Source organism: Streptomyces sp. NPDC059455 (genome assembly GCF_042750115.1).
In the GTDB taxonomy this organism is placed as follows: Bacteria; Actinomycetota; Actinomycetes; order Streptomycetales; family Streptomycetaceae; genus Streptomyces; species Streptomyces endocoffeicus.
Genome location: NZ_JBHYVB010000423.1, coordinates 1 through 3,403, shown reverse-complemented (window position 1 = coordinate 3,403; position 3,403 = coordinate 1). Strand labels below are relative to the sequence as shown.

The 3,403-nt window shown below is 70.8% G+C and carries 3 protein-coding genes; 1 reads left to right on the top strand and 2 read right to left on the bottom strand.

Features of this window, described 5'->3' with window-relative positions:
* Together ACFXB5_RS53110 and ACFXB5_RS53105 are read right to left on the bottom strand one after the other, a co-directional pair.
* Positions 1-419 (bottom strand): twin-arginine translocation signal domain-containing protein (locus tag ACFXB5_RS53110; RefSeq protein ID WP_385223189.1); only part of this gene is annotated, 419 nt, incomplete at its 3' end.
* A gap of 117 nt (positions 420-536) precedes the next feature.
* Positions 537-1,970, bottom strand: coding sequence for a sulfatase-like hydrolase/transferase (locus tag ACFXB5_RS53105; RefSeq protein WP_385223187.1), 1,434 nt, complete (start codon positions 1,968-1,970; stop codon positions 537-539).
* A 245-nt stretch (positions 1,971-2,215) separates the two neighbouring features.
* Here ACFXB5_RS53105 and ACFXB5_RS53100 point away from each other — a divergent pair.
* A partial coding sequence (locus ACFXB5_RS53100) for an ROK family transcriptional regulator (RefSeq protein WP_385223185.1) occupies positions 2,216-3,403 on the top strand: 1,188 nt, incomplete at its 3' end.

Here is a 3,403-nt window from a genome sequence, read left to right as displayed (position 1 = left end):
TACTCCTCCGGCCCGAACCGGCTGTCGACCGGTTCGCCCTTTTGCCCCTCGACCTGGTGGGTCCGGTCCTCTTGCGGACCTATGGCCCCCTTCCAGTTGAAGAGGTTGGAGGAGGTGCCGCCGGGATGGCGGATCATCCCGATCCCGGACTTCTTGATCTTTCCGACGATGCCCGGGGCGGGGCGGTTGTGCTTCGAGTCCCACATTCCGTAGGCGTCGTCGTACCACTTGGCCCCGTTCACCCCGGTCATGTACGCGCTCACCTTGAACGATCTGCGCTGGGTGTCGATGGCGACGACCGGCATGCCATCCGAGCCGCTCGACTTCGTCAGGTCCTCGGGGGTGCATCCAGTGCCCATGACACCGGCCGCCACCGCGGCCGCGCCGTACAGGAAGTGGCGCCGGCCTATCCCACTCATGTTCGCTCTCGCTCCTTCCGACGGATGTGTGACGCAACCCCCGATGAGCTGTGGCGTCTCCACCGATAGGAACTTAAAAGATGTCTTTGTGGGATTCTTGTGAGACGCGTGCCGGGCCTAGACGGTGTCCTCGGACACGGCCTTCGGGGCGGGCTCGTGCGCGGTGATCGTGGGGCGTGGCTCACCGGAGTCCACGATGCGCCGCACCAGTCGCCGCCTCAGCTCCACCAGGACGTTCTCATGGGCCGGGTCGGCCACGAGGTTCATCAACTCGTCGGGGTCGGAGTGCAGGTCATAGAGGTAGGCGTCCTGATACCGCTCGGCGCGCGGGTCGTTCCAGGCGTCGGCGTCCGGCGCGGTCGCGGCGTACTTCCAGCGGTCGGTCCGCAGACCTCGCCCGACCTCCGATTCGCTGATCTGGAAGAGCACTTCTTGTGGCCACTCGCCGTCTTCGCTGTCCCCGCCGTCCCCGCCGTCTCCGCCGTGGAGCAACGGCAGCAGGGAACGTCCCTGCATTTCCGGTGGCACGGGTACGTCGGCCGCCCGCAACAGCGTGGGCGGCAGGTCGATATGGCTGACCAGCTCCGGCAGCCGCACACCGCCCCGCAGCCCCGGCCCCCGCAGCACGGTGGGCACGCGGAGGGAGGCGTCGTGCACACTGCGCTTGTACTCGTCGTTGCGGGTCTTGAAGTGGCAGCCGTGGTCGGAGGTGAAGAGGATGACGGTCTCGTCCAGCTCCCCACGCCGCTCCAGTGCGGAGACGATACGCCCGAGCACCTCGTCCAGCCGGCGCACCATTCCGTAGTAACCGGGCAGGTGCTCCGCCCAGTTGCCGCCGCCGAGAGCGGCGAGGTCGGATGGCACCCAGGGTGTGGCGTAGCGGTCGCGGTAGCCCGTCGGGGCGGGGTAGTCGTCGCGGGAGTTCTGGTGGTGGGGCTCCAGGAAGGACAGGAAGAGGAAGAACGGCCGGTCGCGGTCGCGGTCGTGGTCGCGGTCCCGGTCGTGGTCGCGTTCGATGAAGTCGATCGCGGCGGTGCCGAGCGCGTCGGCGCGGTAACCCTCGAACCGGTGCGGGGCGCCGCTGCCGTCGTACAGCGTGGTCTCGTAGGCGTCAGAGGTGAATTCCAGCAGGTTGGCGGCGAGCCAGTGGTCGTATCCGGCCCGGTCCTCCTCCGGTACCGGCCCGGATGTGTGGTCGCCCGCGAGATGCCACTTGCCGATGTAGCCGGTGGCGTAGCCCGCGTCCCGGAAGGAGCGGGCCAGCGACGGGGTGTCCCGGGGGAGGGAAAGACCGTTGCGGAAGACGCCGGTGGTGGTCGGGTACTGCCCGGTCTGGAGGCTGGCGCGGGAGGGCGCGCACACGGGCTGACAGGTGAAGGAGCGGTCCACGCTCACCCCCTCGGCGGCAAGGCGGTCGAGGACCGGGGTGAGCCCGAGGGGGTTCCCGTGGAGACCGGTCGTGTCCCAGCGCTGTTGATCGGTGAAGAAGACGAGGACGTTCGGACGCCGCGTGGACGTGGCGGGGCCGGAGGGGGAAGCGCTGGGGGTCATGGGTGCGTGGCCCTCCTGTCGGTGGCGAGGTGGCCGACCGCTCTGCTGCGGTCGGGCGGCCGTTATCGGCCGGGTTCACCGGATGCGCCGTACGGGTTGAGCGTCTGCGGCCGAGCTGCTGTCTCGTTTTTATGAAAGCATTTTATTTAAGGCGTGCGCTAGACTTCCAGGCTGCGCGCGCCGAGGTCAAGATCTCGTGCTCGTCAAGGTCCTCAGCGCGCAGCAGGAGAGGAGCGCCGCAGCAGATGCCGGGGGATATCGCCACATCCGCCCTGGCCAGGAGGGTCAACGCCGCCCGCATCCTGGCAAAACTGCGGGAGCGCCCCCCGGAGCGGGCGGAGATGTCCTCCGGAGACCTGGTGGACGCCACGGGCATGTCGCGGCCCACCGTGCACGCCGCCGCGCACCACCTCGTCGCGCTCGGCTGGGTCCGGGAGACCACCGATCGCGTCGACGGACGTCTCTCCGGACGCGGTCGGCCGTCGCGCGTCTTCTCCTTCGTGGCGAACGCCGGCCATGTCCTGGGCATCGACATCGGCGCACACAGCGTCCGCGTCGCCGTGGCCGATCTGCGTGGCGTCTTCGTCGCCGAGGCACGGATCGCGTTCGGCGACCCCTCGGTCGGCCCGGAGCGGCGCATCACACAGGTGCGGAAGCTCGCCGTCGAGGTGGTGCGGACGGCCGGTCTGCGCGATGAGCAGGTCCTGGCGGTCTGCGTCGGCACCAGCGGTCCCGTCGACGCCGACGGTGTCGTACAGCAGCGCACCGGCATCCCCGGGTTCCTCGGGGTCGATCTGCGCGCCGCGCTGGCCCGGGACTTCTCCGCACAGGTGTGCGTGGAGAACGACTGCAACCTGGCCCTGATCGGTGAGCGCTGGCGGGGCCGCGCGGGCACCTCCCAGGACATCGTCTGTCTGCTGGCGGGGGAGCGGCTGGGGGTGGGCATGTGCACCGGCGGCACCCTCGTACGCGGCCGGGCGAACAGCGCCCGGGACCTCGGTTTCCTGTCCCTGATGGGCGACTACTCCCGCGACGACGGCATCGCGAGGACGGTCCGCCGGCGAGGGGCGTCTTTGGTCGCCGAGGTGGCGGCTCGTGACACACCACCGCTCCCCGGCACACCGGGCGCCGAGCTCCGCGCACTGACCGACGGCGATCCGCGCCGGGTGAGCGCGAGCGATGTCTTCGAGGCCGTCCGCCGGGGCGACCTCGGCGCCGCCGGGGCCCTGGAGGAGGGGCTGGAGGCGGCCGCCCGCGCGATCGCCACGCTGACCATGCTGCTCGCCCCCGAACTGGTGGTGATCACCGGCGCGGCGGGGGGGGGCGGCGGCGCGGCGCGGGTGCGCCGCCCCGGGCAGGGCGGGGGGCGGGCGGACCGGGGGGACGTGGGGCCGGGCCCGGGGACGGCTCAGGGGACGGACCGGGGGACGGAC